Source organism: Pseudomonas sp. AM14(2022) (assembly GCF_036346455.1).
GTDB classification, from domain to species: Bacteria; Pseudomonadota; Gammaproteobacteria; order Pseudomonadales; family Pseudomonadaceae; genus Aquipseudomonas; species Aquipseudomonas putida_A.
Window position 1 is genome coordinate 205649 of sequence record NZ_JAOTNY010000005.1, and the last position, 22032, is coordinate 227680.

The window sequence follows — 22032 nt, forward strand, 5'->3', positions numbered from 1 at the left end:
GGACAGCATGGCGTACCCAAGGCACTCTTGGGCACGCCATGGATTCCGGTAGCCCGACATGATCAAACGCCTGCTTCTTGTTCTCGCCAGTGCCTCTGTGTTGCTGCTCATCACGGCGCGGGCCGAAAACAGTCCCGACACCGATCTGGTGCTCCTCACCGAAAACTTTCCGCCCTACAACATGGCGAAAGACGGCAAGAATTTCGCCAAGGGCGAGAACATCAACGGCATTGCCGCCGACATCGTCCGCGAAATGTTCAAGCGCGCCGGGCTCACCTATAGCCTGACGCTGCGCTTCCCATGGGAGCGCGTCTACAAACTGGCGCTGGAAAACCCCGGTTACGGCGCCTTCGTGATGGCCCGCCTGCCGGATCGCGAAAAACTCTTCAAATGGGTCGGCCCGATCGGTCCGGACGACTGGATCATGTTGGCCAGGGCCGACAGCAAAATCACCCTCGACACCCTCAACGATGCGCGCAAATACAAGATCGGCGCCTACAAGGGCGACGCGATTGCCGAGACGCTGACCAAACAGGGCTTGAAGCCTATGGTCGTGCTGCGCGATCAGGACAACGCGAAAAAACTGGTCAATGGCCAGATCGACCTGTGGGCCACGGGTGATCCTGCCGGGCGCTATCTGGCGCGGCAGGACGGGGTCACTGGACTCAAGACCGTGTTGCGCTTCAACAGCGCCGAGTTATATCTGGCGCTGAACAAGGATGTGTCGGACGCAACGGTCGCCAGGCTGCAGGCGGCGCTGGATCAAATGCGCAAGGACGGGGTTGTCGACGAGATCATGGGGCGCTATCTGTAGCCGTCGGCAACGACTTGTCTGTTGCCTGGTGGGTGCATTCTTGCGGCGGAAACTGCAGCAGACTCAGGTTATCGTTCTGGGTGTAAGCCAGATTGATCCCCGCTTGCGAGCCGTCAGCACGACGCAGCTCGTAGAAACTCTCCAGCTGATAAACCGCGACGAATTTGCCTTTGCCGGCCATCGCGATCACATGGGTAACAAATGGAGTCTGCCAGCCACTGGTTGACGTCTCGCTGTGAGTGAACTGGCTGTCCAGTCTTGCCGAGAATGGGAGTGACACAGGAGCGTCTGCCTTCGTTGCCCACGGGCTCACAAAACTGATCGCGGTAAGTTGAGTGAACAGACGCAGCGTCTTCGGATTCTGCAGCCGCTGCGCAGTCCACTTGAAAGCCCGTGCTTCCTCGCCTGTGTTGTGTCCGCTCCCAACCAAATAGTACTGGTCGGTTCTTTCCAGGCGATAAAAAGGCGTGGTGCGTAATTGATCAATTGGCGACAAGTCATCCTTGACCACGAACCATGGCAGCTTGATGACTTGGGAGAGCGTGGCCGCGCCTTTGGTTTCTGGGGCTTGCGCTGCGGAGAGCGTTGGTAGCTGTGGCGGTGACTGGATCAGCGGCGCGATCTGCATGCTTAGTGAATAGGCACCGACATTGCCCTCTGGCCGGTTGAAACTGCTGGCCGCAACAAATGTTCCCGGTGCGAAATGAATCTCTCCCGGCGGTGCATTGGGTGGTATGACACTCCATGCACTGAAGCTCTGCTTGGCGCCGCTACCCCTGTCATTCCAGATCAGTTCGCCAACGTCCGAGGCGATCACCAGATCGGCGCGTACACAGCGAACCGCGTTGAGTGAAGGTTTTTCGTGATCATTGGAGCAGACCGCGCCCATGGCCACATAACCTTGCGGGGCGATCGGTCGCCATACGGCCCCGTCTTTCTTCGAGCCTGAGCCGGAATCTTTCCAGATCAGCTCGAAATCCTCCGGGCGCCTTAATGCCGGGCCCCTGGCCGGATCTGCACTGGGTGCATCGCCTTCGCAAACCACAGCTACCACGGTGCTGCCGTTAATGTTGTCGTGCCCGGCGACGAACACGTCGCCGAGCGGGAAATAGCCCGGCAATACATCCGGAGCCGGAGTCGGGCGCCAGAAGGCCGCGGGTTTAGCCCGTGAGCCGGTGCTGTCCCAGATGCGGTGAAATTCCGTGGTGAAATGGATCAGCAGATTGTCGTGGCGGATCGGCTCGATTTGCCTGGATGGCGCTGCGGCCTGGTCATGAATGGTCATGGTCACTCCTGATAGTTGAACGGCGACTCAAGGGAGTCGCGACCCGTTGCAGGTCTCACTATCGGTAATCGCAACCGGTCTCTGGCGGTAACTATGTATGACGTCGTGACCAGTTATTTCCAAAAAAACCGTTCCTTGCCATGGGCAGCCTTGCGCTGCTGTTTTGCCTATTGATGCAGAAGCACAAGGCCGACGTCACTGATCAGCTCAGGGGGCGCTGTTTTCGAGCGCTTCCCATTCCAGGATGTATTCCTTCAATTCTGAGCGCTGATTGTTGGGGTCGACAGCGTAAACGCAGAGTTTGAGGGGGAAGTTGCTTTGCGGGCGTAGCCAATTGGAGGTCACATGCCTATAACCCTGCTGGTCTTCGCAACTGACTTTTTCAGCAAGGCCGCCTTTTACCTCGTATCGATCAAGACCCTCGTTCTTGCGTTCCGGCCACAGAATCAGTGCCCTGTTTATCTCTTTGTTAAACGAAGTCTCTATGGTCGGAACAGGCGTCGGGCCCGCATCAACCAGATAAGTGGGAACAGTGACGGCACTGCGATAAGTGCCTGCGGGTAATATGTCCTCAGTACTGTTTGTGGCGATGATGCAAAGGTTGCTAGGCCCGGTTTCAGGTCCCATCGGAACATTTAATCGAGTGGGCGCAGTGCCGGTGGTGATTGGCTGGCCGTAGCCTTGCGGAACTTCGCAATCGACCGGGTCAGGCGTACGTTTGGTTCGGATAAACCGGGTGCTGGCGGTTATTTCAAAGTTCCACTCTGGATAAACGTAGTTACCCTGAGCGTTTATGCTGATCTTTGCATGCGTTGGCAGTTGGGCAGGCATTCTGATAGAGGCCACTGGAAATAACTCGCACACCTGCGGATCCGTATCGAGTTTGCCATCGATAAAGCAGCCGTTGAAAACCGAGACGGGACTGCCGTAACTGCCGTTCGGCATCTGACCGTATCCAGGCAGCGGCGTCAGATGGTGAGCCAAGGTTCCAAGGACGCCGTAGACCTCGTTGGTCGCTCGAACGATGACCGGACTCCCCGAGCTGCCGGCAGCAATATCTTTGCATTGGTTGCTGACGGTATGCCGCCAAACCCAGGGCTTTTCGAAAATCGCCGGGGAGGGCATGTGGGTGCAGGCTGACATTTGTAATGGAGCACCAACGGGTTTGTGCACAATCAGAATGTCGCTATCTTCTGCCGGCGCCTGCCGGGCCAGTTTCATGGGCGTGATGCCCTGTGCCAGAAGTTCGCCCTGCGACACTCCAAGCTCCAACAGAGCCAGGTCGACACCCTGAATACTGCTCCAGGCTACTTTCCTCACAGGCGCAGTCCTGGAGGCAGCAGTCGTATCGATGAAGTTGTTGAAGGTAATGCTGGCTTCGATAGGATCATCTATTCGCATGACCCCGTTTTCCTTGCCCACGCAGTGGGCACTGGTGAGTGCATAGGCGGAATCGGACGGTCGAGAGCTGTTTGTATCGATCAGGAAGGCGGTGCAGGAACCGTGCTCGCGGCTTTTGTACTCGCCGATCCCCATCCAGTGGTTATTTTCGCCATCTTTGTTAGTCAGGTGTCGCGACGGTGAGAAGTTTTCAGCGCCCTTGCCGAAATCGACAGGACTGGAACAGGCAGGAAGTGAGAAGGCAGTCAGTAATAAAAAGCTTGGGGGGATATATTTAAAGTTCATGGCCAGTCCTTGGCTAATATATGGGTGCAAGACTGGCGCAGAATAAGACAGTTAGGCTTGAGTCGGTTCTATAAGTTATTGCTGCTTATTTTGGACGTAGAGGCTTATAAGAATTTAATCAGTTGATAGCTTAACGATAAATTCCATTTTTCCCGTGTGCAGCTGTCGCTTTGTTACTCCGCACGCTGATCATCTGCTTGATATCGATCCACTCGATGCCTTGCGCCTTGAGCTTCGGCAATTCACGTTCCAGCACCGCCAGCGTCTGCGGGTAAGGGTGGCCGATCATCACGGCCGAGCCCTGCTTGCGGGCCAGGCTGATCGCCGCCTGCAGCTGGTTGAAAATGGCGGCTTCGGTGCGTTCGTCATCGAGAAACACATCGCGCGAAACACTCGCCAGATCGATCTTCTGTGCTTGCTGCGCCGCCACGGTCTGCGCGCTGGTGCGGCTGTCGACGAAGAACTTGTGCCGACGCTGCAACTCGCCCATCAGCCACGCCATCGCCACCGGCTGGGCTGTCATGCGACTGCCCATGTGGTTGTTGATGCCCGCCGTGTAGGGAACCATTTTGAAGGCGGCGTCGAGGCGCTTTTGCAGTTCCTCGAGCGGCAACTCGGGATGCCAGGCATACGGGCCGGTGGCCGGGTCCATGGGCATATGCAGGATCACGATCTTGCCGGCGCGATGGGCTTCGCGGGCGAATTCAGTGGCGTGCGGGGTGTCGGGCATGATCGCCGTGGTCACCGGGCCGGGCAGGGCCAGCACACGGCGATCCCGGGGCAGGTTCTGCCCCAGGTCGTCGATGATCAGCGTCAGGTAGGCTTTTGGCGGTGGCGTCCTGGCGGGTTCTGCGTGAGCAGCACCCGCCAGACAGCACAGCAGGACGAAGAGCAAACGCAAAGACATCCTCAACGGCCGGACGTGATGCTCAAGCCCTTAAGCAGGCTCAGGGCCTGGGCCAACTGGTAATCGTCATCCTGCGGCATGGCCTTGGCCTTGGTGCCGGAACCGGTCGGCTTGTCCGCGCCGCCGTTGCCGTTGCCCAGGTGGCCTTGCAGGTCGGCTTCCTTGAAGTAGTCGCCGTCCGCTTCGTTGGTGATCTTGGCCTTGCGCACTTCGATGTCCGGAACGATGCCCTGGGCCTGGATCGAGCGGCCGTTCGGCGTGAAGTACAGTGCCGTGGTGATCTTCAGCGCGCGGTCGTTGTTCAGCGGCAGCACGGTTTGCACCGAGCCTTTGCCGAAACTGGTGGTGCCCATGACTACCGCGCGTTTCTGATCCTGCAGGGCGCCGGCGACGATTTCCGAAGCCGAGGCGCTGCCACCGTTGATCAGCACGACCATCGGCACCGCTTCGCTTTCGTCCTTGCCGGTGGCGGAGAAGCGCAGTTCGGAGTTGGCGATCCGGCCTTTGGTATAGACGATCAGGCCTTTCTTGATGAAGTGGTCGACCACTTCCACTGCCGCCTGCAACACGCCGCCCGGGTTGTTGCGCAGGTCGAGGATGATGCCGTTGAGCTTCTTGCCGTTGTCCTTGCGCAACTTGGCCAGAGCCTTGGAGACCTCCTCGCCGGTCTTGACCTGGAACTGGGTGATGCGGATGTAGCCGTAGCCCGACTCCAGCAGTTGCGCCTTGACGCTCTTCACCTGAATCACGGCGCGGGCCAGGGTCACATCGAACGGCGTGCCACCGTCGCGCACCAGGGTCAGGGTGATCTTCTGGCCGATCTTGCCGCGCATCTTGTCCACGGCTTCGGTCATGGTCTGGCCGCGAGTTGGCGCACCGTTGATCTTGACGATGAAATCACCGGCCTGGATGCCGGCCTTCGACGCCGGGGTGTCGTCGATCGGCGAGACGACCTTGATGAAGCCGTCTTCGGAGCCGACTTCGATGCCCAGGCCGCCGAATTCGCCGCTGGTGCTTTCCTGCAGTTCGGTGAAGTCTTCAGGGCCGAGATACGCGGAGTGCGGATCGAGGTTGCTGAGCATGCCCTTGATCGCGTTTTCCAGCAGGGTCTTGTCATCCACCGGCTCGACATACGCCGCCTTGATCCGGTCCATGACCTCGGCAAAGGTGCGCAACTCTTCCAGCGGCAACGGGGCCTTGGCGGTCGCGGCAGTGCCTGCCGGAGCGACGGCCGGGGCCGGTTGAGCGGCGAACGCCAGAGGCGCGCCGATCACCAGAGCGATCGTCAGGGCCAGCGAGGTAAGGCGGGACAAATGCAGCATGTCGAACGAACTCCTGAATTAGGCGACGCGCTTATCCTTGCGCGTGACACCATTGCGCCGGATCACTCGGGTGACCCTGCTGACGAATTGCGAAATACAGCGCTGGTGTGTCCTGACCGCCACTGTTACCCACAGTGGAGATCGACTCACCGGCTTTTACCACGTCACCGGCCGACTTGAGCAGTGTCTGGTTGTGACCGTAAAGACTCAGATAACCATTGCCGTGATCAAGGATCACCAGCAGCCCGGCGCCACGCAACCAGTCGGCGAAAACCACGCGCCCGCCATGCACGGCATGCACTTGGCTGCCGGCAGCGGCGCTGATCATCACGCCATCCCACTTGGTACGGGCATCGTCGCCACGGCTTTCGCCGAAGCGTGCCAGCAATCGACCATCAACCGGCCACGGAAGTTTTCCCCGGGTTGCAGCAAAAGGGCCACCGAAGGTCTCGCCGCTGCTGGACACCAGTGCGCCGGGGGGTGATTTGACGGGTTTTCGTGGGGCGTCGCTGTTGTCAGCCTGCGCCTCACGCAAACGCTTTTTTTCCGCTTCCTGCTGGGCGATCAGCGCTTTCTGCCGCGCTTCTTCTGCCTCACGGGCCTGACGGGCCAGGGTTTCTTCAATGGTTTTAAGGACTTTAGACAGGTCTGCCTGATCCTGCTCGCGGGCGGCCAGTTTCTGGTCGCGGGCTTTCACGTCATCGTTGAGCTTGGCGAGGACTTGCTGGCGTTCCTTGCGGACCTTTTCCAGCTCGTCGCGCTGGGTGTCGAGGCTGCTTTTCTGTACCAGCAATTGCGCCTGCTGCATGGCGATGTCTTTTTCGACATTGGCCAGTTGGCGCAGGGTTTCGTTGAAGTTCTTCAACTGCTCCAGGCGGGCCTGGCTCAGGTAATCGTAATAGGTGAGGGTGCGGGCGAATTTCTCGGGATTCTGCTGATTGAGCAGCAGCTTGAGGTATTCCTGACGGCCATTCTGGTAGGCCGCGCGGGCCTGGATGGCGATCAGTCGCTGCTGTTCAGTGCGCGCGCTCTGGAGTTTTTTTTTCTCCGCATCGAGCCGCTGCAGCTCGGATTCGCTCTTCTTCAGCTCTTTCTGCAGGGCATCGACCTGCTTCTCGAGCTTGCCCATCTCGGTTTCAGTGCCCTTGAGCTCTTTCTGCACACCGGATTTTTCTTCCTGCAGCTTGCCCAGCAGCTTTTTCAGCTCGGCAATGTCCTGACGCGTGGCATCCAACTGCTGTTGGGTTTGCGCGCGCTCGTCAGCGAAGGCCGGTTGGAGCAGGCAGGTCAGAGCGAGGGCGATCAGGACGCGGAGCATAGAGGCGGGCGGCACCAGGGTAATGGACGGCCTAGTATGCCCGCCCGAGGCTGCAAAAAAAACGCCCAATTGGGCTTGTGTGATAACTGGCTGGAGATACAGCATCAAATAATCTTTGAAACCACCATAAACCAATGTAGGAGTGAGCCTGCTCGCGATGGCGTTCTCACATTCAACAGAGTAGTTGACTGTCAGATTGCTATCGCGAGCAGGCTCACTCCTACAGGGTTTTGCGGCGTTTGATGGATTCGGTCAGACCAGAATCGAGGTACCAGTCATTTCCGCCGGTTTCTCCAGGCCCAACAGCATCAGCATGGTCGGCGCGACGTCCGCCAATACGCCGCCTTCACGGACCTTGAGGTCACGCTTGCCGACATAAATGAACGGCACCGGCTCGGTGGTGTGCGCGGTGTGCGCCTGATGGGTTTCTTCATCGGCCATTTTTTCGACGTTGCCGTGGTCGGCGGTGATCAACGCTTCGCCGCCAACCTTTTCCAGCGCCTCGACGATGCGCCCGACGCAGGTGTCCAGGCATTCCACGGCTTTTACCGCAGCGTCGAACACGCCGCTGTGGCCGACCATGTCGCCGTTGGCGTAGTTGACCACGATCACGTCGTAACGCTGATGCTCGATGGCGTCGACGATGCGGTCGGTGACCTCGGGTGCGCTCATTTCCGGTTGCAGGTCGTAGGTGGCGACTTTCGGCGACGGGATGAGGATGCGCTCTTCACCCGGGAACGGTTCTTCACGGCCGCCGGAGAAGAAGAAGGTCACGTGCGCGTATTTTTCGGTTTCGGCGATGCGCAGCTGAGTCTTGCCGTTTTTTGCCAGGTAGTCGCCAAGCACGTTTTCCAGGCTGCCCGGAGCGAAGGCTGCAGGGGCCGGGATGCTGGCAGCGTATTGGGTCAAGCCCACGTACTGCACTTTTGGCTGGCGCGCGCGCTCGAATTCCTTGAAATCGTCTTCGACAAATACGCGGCTCAGCTCGCGGGCGCGGTCGGCGCGGAAGTTCATGAACACCACGGCGTCGCCGTCTTCGACCTTGACCGGCTCGCCGATGGTGGTGGCTTTGACGAATTCGTCGCTCTCGCCACGGGCGTAGGCGGCGTCGAGGCCTTCCTGAGCGGTGGCGGCGTTGAATTCGGCGTTGCCGTCGACGATCAGGTTGTAGGCCTGAGATACGCGGTCCCAACGGTTGTCACGGTCCATCGCGAAGTAGCGACCGATGAGGCTGGCGATGCGGCCCTTGCCGAGCGCCTGGAAGGTCGCGTCGAGCAGCTCGATCGACGAAGCGGCGCTTTTCGGTGGCGTGTCGCGACCGTCGAGGAAGGCGTGCAGGTAGATTTTCTCGGCGCCGCGCTTGAAGGCCAGTTCGGCCATGGCGATCAGGTGATCCTGGTGGCTGTGCACGCCGCCATCGGACAGCAGACCCATGAAATGCACGGCTTTGCCGGCGGCCACGGCTTTATCCACGGCAGCGCAGATGGTCGGGTTGTCGAAGAACTCACCGTCGCGGATCGCTTTGGTCACGCGCGTGAAGTCCTGATACACCACGCGCCCGGCGCCGAGGTTCATGTGGCCGACTTCGGAGTTGCCCATTTGGCCGTCCGGCAGACCAACGTCCATGCCGCTGCCCGAGATCAGGCCGTTCGGCACCGTGGCCCACAGACGATCGAGCACAGGCTTCTTCGCCGCATACACGGCATTGGATTCGTGGCTGTCACTGTGACCGAAGCCGTCGAGAATCATCAGGACCAAAGGTTTAGGCGTGGTAGTCATGGAATCCACTCGTGGCTAATAAAGAAGAGGGCGATGGAAAAGGGAGTGGCGAGTTTAATGCTTAGTTCCGACCACGTCACCGCCGGACGGGGTTTGGCCCACCATAGTGGCTGTGTATACTGGCCGACATTTTAACGCCCTGGAACCTCCTTCGATGGTTGCTCACCTGATTGAATTTGCCACTAACCACTACATTCTTGTCGGTATCTTCGTCGTACTGCTGGCTCTGCTGCTGGCGCACACGATGCAGGGCGGCGGTAAAAGCCTGAGCACCGGCGAACTGACCGCACTGGTCAACAAGGACGCAGGCGTGGTGGTGGACATCCGTCCGGCGAAAGATTACGCCGCCGGCCATATCGTTGGCGCGATCAACATTCCTCAAGACAAACTGGCTGCGCGTACCGGCGAGCTGGAAAAGCACAAGGCCAAGACCATTATTCTGGTCGACGCCCTGGGCCAGACCGCTGGCACCCACGCTCGCGAGCTGATGAAGTCCGGCTTCACTGCCGCCAAGCTGTCCGGCGGGATCTCCAGCTGGAAAGGCGACAACCTGCCGCTGGTGAAGTGATATGAGCGAAGTCATCGTCTACTCCAGCGACTACTGCCCTTATTGCATGCGAGCCAAGCAATTGCTCGCGAACAAAGGTGTGGCCTTCGAAGAGATCAAGGTCGATGGCAAGCCGCAGATTCGTGCTGCCATGAGCCAGAAGGCCGGACGCACGTCCGTGCCGCAGATCTGGATCGGCGAAAAGCACATCGGCGGTTGTGATGATTTGTATGCCCTGGAGCGCGCCGGCAAGCTCGACGCGCTGCTCAAGGCCTGAACGGCTGCACCCACGTACAGCACTCCCTAAAAGACCCAAGATCAGAAAGGATCTGAGATGACTGACCAACAGAACACTGCAGCCAGCGAAGAAGAAACCGCACCGCAATTCTCCTTGCAGCGCATCTACGTACGCGATCTGTCCTTCGAAGCCCCGAAAAGCCCGGCGATCTTCCGCCAGCAGTGGGACCCGACCGTCGGCCTGGACCTGAACACTCGTCAGAAAGAGCTGGAAGGCGATTTCTACGAAGTCGTGTTGACCCTGTCCGTAACCGTGAAAAACGGTGACGAAGTGGCCTTCATCGCTGAAGTGCAGCAGGCCGGTATCTTCCTGATCAAGAACCTCGATGCGGCTTCGATGAGCCATACTCTGGGTGCGTTCTGCCCGAACATCCTGTTCCCGTATGCTCGCGAGACCCTGGACAGCCTGGTGACCCGTGGTTCTTTCCCGGCCCTGATGCTGGCGCCGGTGAACTTCGACGCCCTGTACGCGCAAGAGCTGCAGCGCATGCAGGAAGCTGGCGAGACGCCGACCGTTCAGTAAGTATCTGAGCGACGACGCAAGTCCAATGTGGGAGCGGGCTTGCTCGCGAAAGCGCAGTGTCAGGCGACATCAATGTCATCTGATCCGACGCCTTCGCGAGCAAGCCCGCTCCCACATTTGTTATTCGGTGTTATTTGAAGTCGTTCTGCCGCCATGCTTCGTAAACGGCCACCGCCACGGTGTTGGACAGGTTCAGGCTGCGGCAGCCTTCACGCATCGGCAGGCGCAGGCGCTGTTCGGCGGGCAGGGCGTCGAGCACTTCCGCCGGCAGGCCACGGCTTTCCGGGCCGAAGATGAACGCATCGCCCGGGACGAACGCGGCATCGTGAAACGGCCGCGAGCCCTTGGTGGTGAAGGCGAACAACCGTGGGTTACCGAGGCTTTCCAGGCAACTGGCGAGGTCGGCGTGGCGCTGCAACGTGGCATATTCGTGGTAGTCGAGACCGGCCCGGCGCAAGCGCTTGTCGTCCATCTCGAAACCCAGCGGTTCGATCAAATGCAGGTGGCAGCCGCTGTTGGCGCACAGCCTGATAACGTTGCCGGTGTTCGGCGGAATTTCTGGTTGAAAAAGGATGACGTGAAACATGCACGGCTCCGAAGGTAAAGATGACGCGCATTCTACGCCGCAAGCCGACCCGCGTTCGAAACTATTCCCGCGGGTGATCGGTTCGCTGGCGATTGTCGGCGTGATGGTCGGCTTGATGATCGGTCGCCTGACCACGCCGGACCCCAGCGTGCTGCAGCAGGTCGACGTGACCGGTGACGGCCTGGTGGTGTGGTTCAGCAACGAACCGAAGCTGCACGGTGAAATCATCGATGGCACGGTGGCCCTGTTGTTTCAGGCAGAGGGCAAGGCGCAAAAGGGTCAGCTCAAGCTCAACGGCAAGGACGTGAACTGGCGAACGCGCGTGAGTGACGGTGGGTTGTTGCTGACGGTGCTGGCGGCGCGGCCGCTGCAGGGGGACTGGGCCGGCAGCAAGGTCGATGACCGCTGGCGGCTGGAGATCCATCTCCGGGGGCAATAAAAGCGGGAATCCCCGGCCTGCCTGTACCAGGGTTCCCAAAACGGGGTGGACTTCGCTGAGAGCGTCGGTCCGGTGTAAAGAGGGAACCCCCGGCCTGCCTGTACCAAGGATCCCAAAAGGGTGGGTTCGCCGCGTTGCGGTTTGAACCCGGTGTAAAGAGGGGAATCCCCGGCCTGCCTGTACCAAGGTCCCCGAAAGGGTTGGTGAATCGAATCACCTGTGAGGGTTATTGCAGGCGGCGTGCCAGTTTTAGTATTTGGAAACAGAAAAATCCCTCAAATGCACCAAAGCCCCGTAAATCGGGGCTTTGGTGTTTTTACTGGCTGGGTTTTTCAGTCTTGCCTGGATGGTTTTTGCACAGGTTGCGATGCCCGATCACGGGTCAAAGTGCATTAGGTTGGTGCACGGCGGGACCACTGTGGGAGCGGGCTTGCTCGCGAAGGCGTCGCGTCAGTCACTGACACGTTTCATGAACAGCGCTTTCGTGAGCAAGCCCACTCTCACAGAGGGCGTGGTTGATCAGCCCTCATCCCCCTCATCATCATCCCCACCGTCCACTTTCATCCCCAATTCCTTGATCTTGCGCGTCAGGGTATTACGCCCCCAGCCGAGCAATACCGCCGCATCACGACGGCGACCGGCCGTATGCTTCAGTGCAGTCTCGATCATGATCCGTTCGAACGCCGGTACCGCGCTGTCGAGCAGGCTCGACTGGCCACGGGCCAACGCCTGATCGGCCCACTGGCGCAGCGCCTGCTCCCAGTTGGTCACTGGCGCCGAGTCCTGCGGCAGGCTCAGCAGTTCCGGTGGCAGGTCACTGATGTGCACTTCGCGTCCGGAGGCCATCACGGTGATCCAGCGGCAGGTGTTCTCCAGCTGCCGCACGTTGCCCGGCCATGGCAGGTTCTTCAGGTATTCCTCGGTCTCGCTTTTCAGCAGCTTCGGCTCCACCGCCAGTTCTTGCGCGGCGCGGCTGAGGAAGTGCTTGGCCAGGGTCGGAATGTCTTCGCGACGGTCCGACAGGCGCGGGATGTGGATGCGGATCACGTTGAGGCGGTGGAACAAGTCCTCACGGAATTTCCCGGCATGCACCAGGGTTTCCAGATTCTGGTGAGTCGCGGCAATGATCCGCACGTCGACCTTGACCGGCACATGGCCGCCGACGCGATAGAACTCACCGTCCGCCAGCACCCGCAGCAAACGGGTCTGGGTATCGGCTGGCATGTCGCCGATTTCATCAAGGAACAGCGTGCCGCCGTCCGCCTGTTCAAAGCGCCCGCGACGCAGGTTGGCCGCGCCGGTGAACGCACCTTTCTCGTGGCCGAACAGCTCGGATTCCATCAGGTCTTTCGGGATCGCCGCCATGTTCAGCGCGATGAACGGCGAGGCCGCGCGCGGGCTGTGGCGGTGCAGGGCGTGGGCCACCAGTTCTTTACCGGTACCGGATTCGCCGTTGATCAGCACGGTGATGTTGGAGTGGCTCAAGCGGCCGATAGCGCGAAACACCTCCTGCATCGCCGGCGCTTCGCCGATGATTTCCGGGGTGCGGGTCAGCGCCGGCACTACTTCCAGGCCTTGCTGCTCTTGCGCATGCTGATTGGCGCGCTTGACCAGCGATACCGCCTCGTCAACGTCGAATGGCTTCGGCAAGTATTCGAAAGCACCGCCCTGATAGGAGGCCACTGCGCTGTCCAGGTCGGAGTGCGCGGTCATGATGATCACTGGCAACCGTGGGTGCTGTTCGCGGATGCGTGCCAGCAGGTCGAGGCCACTGGCGCCCGGCATGCGGATGTCGGAAATGATCACATCAGGCTGCTGACGGGCCAGACGACTCATCACGCCATCGGCGCTGTCGAAGCTCTGCGTGGTCATGCCTTCCTGCTGCAAGGCCTTTTCCAGAACCCAACGGATAGAACGGTCGTCATCGACGATCCACACGGTTTCACTACGGCTCATGTCGATGTGGCTCCTTGTTCCAGTGGCAGAAAGATCGAGAACGTGGTGTGGCCGGGGTGGCTGTCACACTCGATCAGGCCCTGGTGCTGGCTGATGATGTTCTGGGTGATGGCCAGGCCCAACCCGGTACCGTCCGGGCGGCCGCTGACCATGGGAAAGAAGATGGTTTCCTGAAGTTCTGCAGGGATCCCCGGGCCGTTGTCGATGATCTCGATTTTGGTCACCAGGCGATGGCGGACGTGGCCAATGGTGAACTGGCGCATGGTCCGGGTACGCAGGCTGATGCGGCCCAGGCGCAGCTCGTTCTGGCTACTGATCGCCTGCATCGCGTTGCGCACGATGTTCAGTACGGCCTGAATCATTTGTTCGCGGTCGATCAATACGTCGGGAATGCTCGGGTCGTAGTCTCGCACCAAGGTGATGCAGCCCTGGCTTTCCGCTTCGACCAGTTGGCAGACGCGCTCCAGCACTTCGTGGACGTTGCACAGCGCCAGCGACGGCAGCTTGTTCGAGCCGAGCATGCGGTCGACCAGATTGCGCAGGCGGTCGGCCTCTTCAATGATCACGTTGGTGTAGTCGCGCAGGCTGTCTTCCGGCAGTTCGCGGGCCAGCAACTGCGCGGCGCCCCGGATGCCGCCGAGCGGGTTCTTGATCTCGTGGGCGAGACCACGCACCAGCATTTTGCTGGTTTCCTGCTTGGACAGTTGCGCCTCTTCCTTGGTGATCCGCAGCAGGCGATCACGTGGGTGCACCTCAAGCAGAAGCATGGTCGCGCCGTTGCTGAGGATCGGTGTCACTGCGTAGTCCACGGTCAGAGTCTGGCCGGTGAGGGCGGTGAGCATCGCTTCGCGCTTGGTGAAAGGGTGTGCCTGTTCGACCGCCTGACGCAGCGAGTTGAGCGCCTCGGTGGACTCGGTGAACAACTCGCTGATGAACTGCCCATGGCTGCGCTGACCGCTGATGGCCAGCAGCATCTCGGCCGCCGGGTTCATGTACTCAAGGCGCAGTTCGGCGTCGAGCAGGATGGTGGCGGTGGTCAGGTTGTCGAGCAGCAAACGGTGGATTGCGTCGCTAATAGTCATCGGAGCCTCTTTTGGGGGCGGAGCGTGCGCAAGAAGCAGGCGTCGTTAAACGGAAAATGCAAAAACCAAACCAAGGCTCCGAAAAGAAGCGTTCAACCCGTGAAACAGGCGTTTGACGCTCGTTTGCGTGGCAGGATGCCAGCTCGAACGGGAAGTTTCGAACCAAAATGGGTTGGAATCTGGGTACGGTGCAGCCTATTGCACCAATATAGTGCGTAAAGCTGAATGGCGTTAGAAGAAGCGCAGGAAGGGATTTTTTTCTTCGGCGGGTTTGTCTTTCAGCGGACATTCCGGGCGCACGCCGTAGTCCTCGCTGACGCAGGGTTTGACCTGGCGTTTCTGCGCCAGCGAGATGCGCAGCATGTGAAATGGCTGGTTGGCGGTGCGCTCGACAGTGCGACCCTGCTCATCAAGGATTTCCACCGACAGGTTGTGACTGCCGCGGTCGATGTTGCTCAACGGAAACACCGGACTCAGGCCCGGCTCGCCAGTGGCCTGACCGTCCAGCAGCAGGCGATAGCGATGGCCCTGCTGCAGGCCCGGTTCGCTGGTGACGCTGACGATCACCTCGCCCGCGCTGCTGCGAAGGGTCGCATCCGGCTCGGGGATCAGGATGCGCAGCATGTCGTAGTGAAACGGTGGTTGTTCCGCGACCTTTTTTACAGCGCTGATCGGTGCTGCTGCCGTGGGGTTGGCCGACATGCGATTGCTGGTCGCGATAGGTACGCGCTTGGCGTTGCCGCGCGGCTGGTCGGTGTAGACGCGATTGCCCTGCGCGTCGACATAGGTGAAGACCTCTGCCGAAACGGGCAGGGCGAACAGGCACAGGATCAGCCAGAAAATTCTCATGGCTTGTGCACCCGCTGCACGGTGAACACCACCGCCGGGCTCTGCTGGATGATCGCTTCGCCGTCGATCACCTGCACCGCGAGACGATGCTCGCCGCGATCGACATTCACCAATTGCAGGATCGGCACGTTGCTCGGCTGGCCGTAAGGTGTGTCGTCCAGCACCAGCCTTAATAGGTGCGGCGCCTGCAGGCGCGGCTTGATCAGCACATTGACAGTGAAGGTGCCGTTGTTGGCGCGCAGCGCTTCTTCGCTGGGCAGGCCGGTCAGTTCCAGCACCTCGTAGGCACTGCGTGCCGCGGGGCGTGTGTCGGTGCTTGAAGGCGCTGGCGCGCTCGGTGCCTGTGGCTCGACGCGGTTGAGTGGCGGCAACTCGACCGGCTGCGCCTGAACACCGTCCGGCGAGTGATCGCTGTAAACCGTGTTGCCATTGGCATCGGTGTACTTGTAGATCTGCGCGGCGGCGGGCAGGGCGATCAGCAGCAGGATGTAGAGAAAGGTGCGACCCATGAAATCGACCGGGAAAGAAAGCGATGGGGTGCAGCATAGGCCAGGTGCGGCGGTTGGCCCAACCCGGGACATATCCGGAGATCATTCAGACGCCAAAAATCCCTGTGGGAGTGGGCTTGCTCGCGAAGGCGGCGTATCAGTCGCCATCCCTGTCAATGACCCACCGCCTTCGCGAGCAAGCCCGCTCCCACAGGGGTTTTGCGTAGTTTCATAAATCGTGGGCAATAAAAAGGCCTCCCGAAGGAGGCCTCTTTTTGTCACGCCGCGTAGCGCGGCGCTACCGGATCAGCAGCTGTAGTACAGCTCATATTCCAGTGGGTGTACGAAGGTACGGACCTTGATTTCTTCTTCGGATTTCAGCGCGATGTAAGCGTCGATGAAGTCGTCGGAGAACACGCCGCCCTTGGTCAGGAACGCACGGCCCTTGTCCAGCTCTTCCAGGGCTTCTTTCAGGCTGCCGCAAACTTGTGGGATCTCTTTCGCCTCTTCAGGCGGCAGGTCGTACAGGTTTTTGTCAGCGGCATCGCCTGGGTGGATCTTGTTCTGGATACCGTCCAGGCCGGCCATCAGCAGTGCTGCGAAAGCCAGGTACGGGTTGGCAGCCGGATCCGGGAAACGGGCTTCGATACGACGGCCGCGCGGGCTGTTGACGTAAGGAATACGGATCGAGGCGGAACGGTTGCGAGCCGAGTAGGCCAGCATCACCGGCGCTTCAAAACCTGGCACCAGACGCTTGTAGGAGTTGGTGGCCGGGTTGGTGAAGCCGTTCAGGGCCTTACCGTGCTTGATGATGCCGCCGATGAAGTACAGGGCGGTTTCGGACAGGCCGGCATAGCCTTCGCCCGCGAAGGTGTTCTTGCCGTCTTTGGCGATGGACATGTGCACGTGCATGCCCGAGCCGTTGTCGCCGTACAGTGGCTTCGGCATGAAGGTCGCGGTGCGGCCGTATGCGTCGGCAACGTTGTGGACAACGTATTTCAGAGTCTGAACTTCGTCAGCTTTCTTCACCAGGGTGTTGAACTTGACACCGATTTCGTTCTGACCGGCAGTCGCCACTTCGTGGTGGTGAACTTCAACGGTCTGGCCCATCTCTTCCAGTGCGTTGCACATGGCAGTACGGATTTCGTGGTCGTGGTCGAACGGCGGAACCGGGAAGTAGCCGCCTTTGATGCCAGGACGGTGGCCTTTGTTGCCGCCTTCGATGTCCTGGTCGGACATCCACGAGCCTTGTTCGGAGTAGATCTTGAACATCGAGCCGGAGATGTCCGACTTGAACTTCACTTCGTCGAAGATGAAGAATTCTGGTTCTGGGCCAGCGAAGACGGTGTCACCGATACCGGTGGTCTTCAGGTATTCCTCGGCGCGGTGAGCGATGGCGCGCGGGTCGCGATCGTAACCTTGCATGGTCGACGGTTCGATGATGTCGCAAACCAGGATCAGGGTTGCGTCTTCGGTGAACGGATCGAGAACGGCAGTATCGTCGTCCGGCAGCAGGATCATGTCGGAGGCTTCGATGCCTTTCCAGCCAGCGATGGAGGAACCATCGAACATCTTGCCGACTTCGAAGAAGTCGTCTTCCAGCGCATCGCGAGCCGGCATGGTCACGTGGTGCTGAGTGCCTTTGGTGTCCGTGAAGCGCAGATCAATCCACTTGACGTCATGATCTTTGATGAGTTGAACCGACTTCGACATAGTGTCCTCCGGGTGGCTTAGGGCTTGGTAGTGGATGCCCTTAATAGGGGTGATGCCGGCGCAGATACTCTGCCAAGGCAACCTGCCTCACAAGGGAGCAAATTGCATGCCAGTGCCCCAGCATGGGTTTTTTGCCCCAATTTCACGCTTTGAGCACCGCAAAGTGCCATAAGGGTGAAAATCTCGCCCCTTAATGTAGCGCTTCAAATCAGAAATGACCCGTTTTGGTGCAAGTGAAACCTTCTGCATATTAACTGGTTAAACCTTGAGCAATTTCCGCTATAATCCGCGCCCCCCTTTTTCGGCTGGCCCTGCGCGCGCTGTTTTCATGAAACTAATCGTAAAAGTCTTCCCCGAGATCACCATCAAAAGCCGCCCTGTCCGGATGCGTTTCATCCGCCAGCTGGCCAAGAACATCCGCGCCGTGCTCCGCGATCTGGACCCGGCCGTGGTGGTGAACGGTGTGTGGGACAATCTCGAGCTGGAAACCCGCGTTACCGACCCCAAAGCCTTGAAAGAGATGGGCGAGCGCCTCACTTGTACTCCCGGCGTCGCGCACTTTCTGCAGATCGACGAATACCCACTGGGCGACTTCGATGACATCACCGAGAAGTGCAAACAGCACTACGGCGATGTACTGGCCGGGAAGATTTTCTCGGTGCGCTGCAAGCGTGCCGGCAAGCATCCGTTCAGCTCAATGGACGTCGAAAAATACGTTGGCAGCAAGCTGCGTCGTGAGTGCGGTGCGGCCGGAATCGACCTCAAATACCCGGAAATCGAAGTTCGCATCGAAGTTCGCGACCAACGGTTGTTTGTCATCCACAGCCAGCACAACGGCATCGGCGGTTACCCGCTCGGCGCACTGGAGCAGACGCTGGTATTGATGTCCGGCGGCTTTGACTCGACGGTTGCCGCGTACCAGATCATGCGTCGCGGCCTGATGGCGCATTTCTGCTTCTTCAATCTGGGCGGGCGTGCCCACGAATTGGGCGTGATGGAAGTCGCGCATTTCATCTGGAAGAAGTACGGCAGCTCGCAACGCGTGCTATTTGTCAGTGTCCCGTTCGAAGAAGTGTTGGGCGAAATTCTCGGCAAAGTCGATAACAGTCATATGGGCGTCGTATTGAAGCGTATGATGTTGCGCGCATCGTCGGCCATCGCCGACCGGCTGCACATCGATGCGCTGGTCACCGGCGAAGCGATCTCCCAGGTATCGAGCCAGACGCTGCCGAACCTGTCGGTGATCGACTGCGTGACCGACAAACTGGTCCTGCGTCCACTGATCGTTGCGCACAAGCAGGACATCATCGACACGGCCAACGAGATCGGCACCGCCGATTTCGCCCGGCACATGCCGGAGTACTGCGGAGTCATCTCGGTCAATCCGAAGACCGCCGCCAAGCGCCACCGTGTTGAGCACGAAGAGAAAGAATTCGACATGGCGGTTCTCGAGCGTGCGCTCGAAAACGCCAAGCTGGTGCCGATCGACCGAGTGATCGACGAATTGGGCCAGGATTTGCAGATCGAAGAAGTCGGCGAAGCGCTGGCCGGTCAGATCGTCATCGACATCCGTCACCCGGATGCGGCCGAGGATGACCCGCTGGAACTCGCCGGCATAGAAGTACAGACGATGCCGTTCTACGCAGTGAACGCTCGTTTCAAGGAGCTGGATCCGACTCGCCAGTACCTGCTGTATTGCGACAAAGGCGTGATGAGTCGCCTGCATGCTCACCATTTGCTCAGTGAGGGGCATGCCAATGTGCGCGTTTATCGACCGAGCTAAGTGCCCGGGGCTGTTTGCCTGTGGCCTGCGTCACCGGCCCCCCGACACCGCCGTCAAGCTGTAACGGCCATGCCGGACACTACTGTTAATCGCTGCCAAGACTTGTCAGCAAACCGAATCCTCTGATCGAGATACACAAGTGATCGAAAATCTACGTAACATCGCCATCATTGCCCACGTTGACCATGGTAAGACCACCCTGGTAGACAAACTCCTGCGTCAATCCGGCACTCTGGAGCGCAACGAGCTCAACGACGAGCGCGTGATGGACTCCAACGACCAGGAAAAAGAGCGCGGTATTACCATTCTGGCGAAAAACACCGCCATCAACTGGAACGGCTACCACATCAACATCGTGGACACCCCGGGCCACGCCGACTTCGGCGGCGAAGTAGAACGCGTAATGTCGATGGTTGACTCCGTTCTGCTGCTGGTTGACGCTCAAGACGGCCCTATGCCGCAAACCCGTTTCGTGACCAAGAAGGCGTTCGAAGCCGGCCTGCGTCCAATCGTGGTCATCAACAAGGTTGACCGTCCAGGCGCGCGTCCGGACTGGGTTCTGGACCAGATCTTCGACCTGTTCGACAACCTCGGTGCTACCGAAGAACAACTGGACTTCCAGGTTGTTTACGCTTCGGCCCTGAACGGTATCGCCGGTCTGGATCACACCGCCATGGGCGAAGACATGACTGCGCTGTACCAGGCAGTTGTCGACCACGTTCCGCCTCCGGCCGTTGACCGTGACGGTCCGTTCCAGATGCAGATCTCCGCTCTGGACTACAACAGCTTCCTGGGTGTTATCGGTGTTGGCCGTATCGCTCGTGGTCGCGTCAAGCCGAACACCCCGGTTGTCGCGATCAGCGCCGACGGCAAGCGCCGCAACGGTCGTATCCTGAAGCTGATGGGTCACCACGGGCTGCACCGCATTGACGTTGAAGAAGCAGCGGCTGGCGACATCGTCTGCATCAGCGGCTTCGACGAGCTGTTCATCTCCGACACCCTGTGCGACATCAACACCGTCGAGGCGATGAAGCCGCTGACCGTTGATGAGCCAACCGTTTCCATGACCTTCCAGGTAAACGACTCGCCATTCTGCGGTAAAGAAGGCAAGTTCGTGACCTCCCGTAACATCAAGGATCGTCTGGACAAAGAGCTGCTGTACAACGTTGCACTGCGCGTTGAAGAAGGCGACTCGGCTGACAAGTTCAAGGTTTCCGGCCGTGGTGAGCTGCACCTCTCGGTACTGATCGAAACCATGCGTCGCGAAGGCTTCGAGCTGGCCCTGGGCCGTCCTGAAGTGATCATCCGTGAAGTTGACGGCGTGAAGCAGGAACCGTTCGAAAACGTCACCATCGACATCCCTGAAGAATCGCAGGGCAAGGTCATGGAAGAGATGGGTCTGCGTAAGGGCGACCTGAGCAACATGGTGCCGGATGGCAAGGGCCGTGTTCGTCTGGAATACAACATCCCTGCTCGCGGTCTGATCGGTTTCCGTAACCAGTTCCTGACCCTGACCAACGGTGCGGGCATCCTGACCTCGATCTTCGATCGTTACGCTCCAGTGAAGTCGGGCCACATGTCCGGCCGTCAGAACGGCGTTCTGGTTTCGGTTGAAACCGGCAAGGCACTGACCTACTCGCTGGAAACCCTGCAGGCTCGTGGCAAGCTGTTCGTAGAACACGGCCAGGAGATCTACAACGGTCAGATCGTTGGTCAGAACAGCCGCGACAACGACCTGGGTGTGAACCCAACCAAAGGCAAGAAGCTCGACAACATGCGTGCTTCGGGTAAAGACGAAACCATCGCTCTGGTACCACCTGTTCGCTTCACTCTGGAACAGGCTCTGGAATACATCCAGGAAGACGAGCTGTGCGAAGTCACGCCTAAGTCCATCCGTCTTCGCAAGAAGATCCTGGACGAAAGCGAGCGTACCCGCGCTGCCAAGAAAGCCAAGGCATAAGATTTAGCCCAGGCTGAAAAAAACGCCCCCGGTCGCGAGACCGGGGGCGTTTTTGTTTGTCTGGGGTTTACGCGTTGTTTGTGCCGGCCCCTTCGCGAGCAGGCTCGCTCCCACAGGGGAACGCATTCCAATGTGGGAGCGAGCCTGCTCGCGAAGGCGGCGGATCAGCCGCCGCAAATTTCAGGAAAGGTCAGAACTTCTCGATCGACCGCGAATTCTGCACCCGCTCGACTTCTTTCGGCTTGTACGCGCAATACCCCGGCCGCGGGCCGATCTTCGGGTGGTTGCGGCAAGTGTCCGGGCGCTTGTCATAAATGGTGCACAGGCGGCTCTTACGATCCAGGTAGTAGCAATCGTTGTTGCTCATGCGCTGCAGGGTGAAGATCCCCGACTTCTGGTTGAAGCGCTCGACCAGCCCTTCCTTTTGCAGACGCTTGGCGATGTTCTTCGGCGGATCACCCAGTTCGAACTCGTCGACCACGCCGATGCGTACCAGGTCCTTGATCTTGACCTCGACCGGCAGGGTGCAGCAGCTGGAGACACAAGAGCCGCACATCGGGGCCGAATATTTGGCCCACGTATCGAGACGATCGATCTCGGCGGCGGCAATCAGGTTGGGCTTCATCATCGGGGGTTACCAGGCGTGTGTGCATCAGGGCGCGCGATCATACCGGGACTGGTGGATTTTTGAACAACCT

Annotated in this window: 20 protein-coding genes; 7 read left to right on the top strand and 13 right to left on the bottom strand. The window is 59.4% G+C overall.

Going from position 1 to position 22032, the window contains the following annotated elements; genetic code table 11:
• Positions 1–58 precede the first annotated feature (58 nt).
• Positions 59–814: a substrate-binding periplasmic protein gene (locus V3W27_RS12880; RefSeq protein ID WP_330206751.1), complete on the top strand. Its 756-nt coding sequence runs from the start codon at positions 59–61 to the stop codon at positions 812–814.
• On the opposite strand, the gene V3W27_RS12885 is transcribed toward V3W27_RS12880, so the two are convergent.
• From V3W27_RS12885 to gpmI, 6 genes are all read right to left on the bottom strand, one after another.
• Positions 795–2099 (bottom strand): Vps62-related protein, encoded by a 1305-nt coding sequence (locus V3W27_RS12885; protein WP_330206752.1) that lies wholly within the window; start codon positions 2097–2099, stop codon positions 795–797. The two genes, V3W27_RS12880 and V3W27_RS12885, sit on opposite strands and share 20 nt — an antisense overlap.
• A 207-nt stretch (positions 2100–2306) precedes the next feature.
• Entirely contained in the window at positions 2307–3785 is a 1479-nt protein-coding gene (locus V3W27_RS12890; protein ID WP_330206753.1) for a S1 family peptidase, read from the bottom strand.
• Between the two features lie 130 nt (positions 3786–3915).
• A complete protein-coding gene (locus V3W27_RS12895; RefSeq protein WP_330206754.1) occupies positions 3916–4692 on the bottom strand; it encodes a divergent polysaccharide deacetylase family protein in 777 nt (258 codons plus the stop codon).
• A gap of 2 nt (positions 4693–4694) precedes the next feature.
• Positions 4695–6014 (bottom strand): S41 family peptidase, encoded by a 1320-nt coding sequence (locus tag V3W27_RS12900; protein ID WP_027611261.1) that lies wholly within the window; start codon positions 6012–6014, stop codon positions 4695–4697.
• 31 nt (positions 6015–6045) lie between these two features.
• Positions 6046–7332, bottom strand: coding sequence for a murein hydrolase activator EnvC family protein (locus V3W27_RS12905; RefSeq protein WP_330206755.1), 1287 nt, complete (start codon positions 7330–7332; stop codon positions 6046–6048).
• Positions 7333–7584: 252 nt separating this feature from the next.
• Entirely contained in the window at positions 7585–9111 is a 1527-nt protein-coding gene (gene gpmI / locus V3W27_RS12910; protein WP_202370820.1) for a 2,3-bisphosphoglycerate-independent phosphoglycerate mutase, read from the bottom strand.
• A gap of 154 nt (positions 9112–9265) precedes the next feature.
• Here gpmI and V3W27_RS12915 point away from each other — a divergent pair, with 154 nt between their 5' ends.
• From V3W27_RS12915 to secB, 3 genes are read left to right on the top strand one after another with little or no spacing between them, the layout of a single operon-like run.
• Entirely contained in the window at positions 9266–9679 is a 414-nt protein-coding gene (locus V3W27_RS12915) for a rhodanese-like domain-containing protein (protein ID WP_007961724.1), read from the top strand.
• A 1-nt stretch (position 9680) separates the two neighbouring features.
• On the top strand, positions 9681–9935 hold the full coding sequence (gene grxC / locus V3W27_RS12920; RefSeq protein ID WP_003220774.1) for a glutaredoxin 3: 255 nt from the start codon (positions 9681–9683) through the stop codon (positions 9933–9935).
• A 57-nt stretch (positions 9936–9992) separates the two neighbouring features.
• Positions 9993–10478: a protein-export chaperone SecB gene (secB, locus tag V3W27_RS12925; protein WP_027611264.1), complete on the top strand. Its 486-nt coding sequence runs from the start codon at positions 9993–9995 to the stop codon at positions 10476–10478.
• Between the two features lie 130 nt (positions 10479–10608).
• Here the strand turns inward: secB and trmL are convergent, their stop codons facing one another.
• Positions 10609–11064: a tRNA (uridine(34)/cytosine(34)/5-carboxymethylaminomethyluridine(34)-2'-O)-methyltransferase TrmL gene (gene trmL, locus V3W27_RS12930; RefSeq protein ID WP_027611265.1), complete on the bottom strand. Its 456-nt coding sequence runs from the start codon at positions 11062–11064 to the stop codon at positions 10609–10611.
• On the opposite strand from trmL, the gene V3W27_RS12935 reads away from it, so the two are divergent.
• Positions 11063–11503: a hypothetical protein gene (locus V3W27_RS12935; protein ID WP_330206756.1), complete on the top strand. Its 441-nt coding sequence runs from the start codon at positions 11063–11065 to the stop codon at positions 11501–11503. The two genes, trmL and V3W27_RS12935, sit on opposite strands and share 2 nt — an antisense overlap.
• A gap of 519 nt (positions 11504–12022) precedes the next feature.
• Here the strand turns inward: V3W27_RS12935 and ntrC are convergent.
• The 5 genes from ntrC to glnA all read right to left on the bottom strand — a co-directional run bounded on the left by ntrC (position 12023) and on the right by glnA (position 17591).
• Complete coding sequence (gene ntrC, locus V3W27_RS12940; protein ID WP_007961729.1) at positions 12023–13459, bottom strand: nitrogen regulation protein NR(I); 1437 nt, start codon at positions 13457–13459, stop codon at positions 12023–12025.
• On the bottom strand, positions 13456–14541 hold the full coding sequence (gene glnL / locus V3W27_RS12945; protein ID WP_007961730.1) for a nitrogen regulation protein NR(II): 1086 nt from the start codon (positions 14539–14541) through the stop codon (positions 13456–13458). The genes ntrC and glnL overlap by 4 nt, the downstream gene beginning before the upstream one ends.
• A 231-nt stretch (positions 14542–14772) precedes the next feature.
• A complete protein-coding gene (locus V3W27_RS12950; RefSeq protein WP_115988403.1) occupies positions 14773–15390 on the bottom strand; it encodes a DUF4124 domain-containing protein in 618 nt (205 codons plus the stop codon).
• Entirely contained in the window at positions 15387–15899 is a 513-nt protein-coding gene (locus V3W27_RS12955; protein WP_330206757.1) for a DUF4124 domain-containing protein, read from the bottom strand. The genes V3W27_RS12950 and V3W27_RS12955 overlap by 4 nt, the downstream gene beginning before the upstream one ends.
• Before the next feature lie 285 nt (positions 15900–16184).
• Positions 16185–17591, bottom strand: coding sequence for a glutamate--ammonia ligase (gene glnA, locus V3W27_RS12960; protein ID WP_003220788.1), 1407 nt, complete (start codon positions 17589–17591; stop codon positions 16185–16187).
• Positions 17592–17919: 328 nt separating this feature from the next.
• On the opposite strand from glnA, the gene thiI reads away from it, so the two are divergent.
• Together thiI and typA are read left to right on the top strand one after the other, a co-directional pair.
• A complete protein-coding gene (thiI, locus tag V3W27_RS12965) occupies positions 17920–19374 on the top strand; it encodes a tRNA uracil 4-sulfurtransferase ThiI (protein WP_330206758.1) in 1455 nt (484 codons plus the stop codon).
• Positions 19375–19513: 139 nt separating this feature from the next.
• The gene (gene typA / locus V3W27_RS12970; protein ID WP_007961739.1) at positions 19514–21334 is read left to right on the top strand and encodes a translational GTPase TypA; all 1821 of its coding nucleotides are present in this window, start codon (positions 19514–19516) and stop codon (positions 21332–21334) included.
• A 190-nt stretch (positions 21335–21524) separates the two neighbouring features.
• Here the strand turns inward: typA and V3W27_RS12975 are convergent, their stop codons facing one another.
• The gene (locus V3W27_RS12975) at positions 21525–21962 is read right to left on the bottom strand and encodes a YkgJ family cysteine cluster protein (protein ID WP_007961740.1); all 438 of its coding nucleotides are present in this window, start codon (positions 21960–21962) and stop codon (positions 21525–21527) included.
• Positions 21963–22032 lie beyond the last annotated feature (70 nt).